1 protein-coding gene is annotated in these 1,431 nt (G+C 65.7%); it reads left to right on the top strand.

The annotated features are described in order from the left end of the window. A partial coding sequence (locus AC1D00_RS40995) for a CpaF family protein (protein WP_477014629.1) occupies nucleotides 1–1,359 on the top strand: 1,359 nt, incomplete at its 5' end. Nucleotides 1,360–1,431 lie beyond the last annotated feature (72 nt).

Here is a 1,431-nt window from a genome sequence, read left to right as displayed (position 1 = left end):
CCGCCCCCGCCGGTCGTCGCCTCGCCGCCGCTTGCCCCGGCGAGGCCTGCGCCGGCGATGGAAACCCGCCGTTCGGACAATTACTACGAGGTCAAGGCGACCATCTTCGGCGCGCTGATCGAGGCCATCGACCTCGCCCAGCTCGCCAAGCTCGACTCGGAGTCGGCCCGCGAGGAAATCCGCGACATCGTCAACGAGATCATCGCGATCAAGAACATCGTGATGTCGATCGCCGAGCAGGAAGAGCTGCTCGACGACATCTGCAACGACGTTCTGGGCTACGGTCCGCTCGAGCCGCTGCTGTCGCGCGACGACATCGCGGACATCATGGTCAACGGCGCCAACACCGTCTACATCGAAGTCGCCGGCAAGATCCAGCGCACGGGCATCCGCTTCCGCGACAACCAGCAGCTCCTCAACATCTGTCAGCGCATCGTCAGCCAGGTCGGCCGGCGTGTCGACGAATCCTCGCCGATCTGCGACGCGCGTCTCGCCGACGGCTCCCGCGTCAACGCCATCGTGCCGCCGCTGTCGATCGACGGGCCCACACTCACCATCCGCAAATTCAAGAAGGACAAGCTGACGCTGGATCAGCTCGTCAAGTTCGGCGCAATCTCGCCGGAGGGTGCGGAAATCCTCCAGATCATCGGCCGCGTCCGCTGCAACGTGCTGATCTCCGGCGGCACTGGCTCGGGCAAGACCACTCTGCTCAACTGTCTGACCAATTATATCGAGCACGACGAGCGCGTCATCACATGCGAGGACGCGGCCGAGCTCCAGCTCCAGCAGCCCCATGTGGTGCGGCTGGAAACCCGCCCGCCCAACATCGAGGGCGAAGGCCAGGTCACCATGCGCGAGCTGGTGCGCAATTGCCTGCGTATGCGCCCCGAACGCATCATCGTCGGCGAAGTCCGCGGCCCCGAGGCGTTCGACCTGCTTCAGGCCATGAACACCGGCCACGACGGCTCGATGGGCACGCTGCACGCCAACAACCCGCGCGAGGCGTTGTCGCGCTGCGAATCCATGATCACGATGGGCGGCTTCTCGCTGCCGTCGCGGACCATCCGCGAGATGATCTGCGCCTCGATCGACGTCATCGTCCAGGCCGCGCGCCTGCGCGACGGTTCGCGCCGCATCACCCACATCACCGAGGTGATGGGCATGGAAGGCGACACCATCATCACCCAGGACATCTTCCTCTACGACATGGTCGGCGAGGACGCCAACGGCAAGATCATCGGGCGGCATCGCTCGACCGGCATCGGCCGTCCGAAGTTCTGGGAACGCGCTCGCTATTACGGCGAGGAGAAGCGCCTTGGCGCCGCGCTCGACGCGGCCGAAGTGGCGCAGCAGACGTGAGCAGGTCAGCGCCGCCATGAACATGCAGGTCCTCGCCATCGCCTTCCTCGCCACCGCCGCTGTCGGCGGCAT

The sequence above is a fragment of the Bradyrhizobium sp. P2_E8 genome (genome assembly GCF_056403875.1).
Note: the sequence above shows the minus strand (reverse complement) of the source record. Positions and strands in the feature narration are given on the sequence as shown.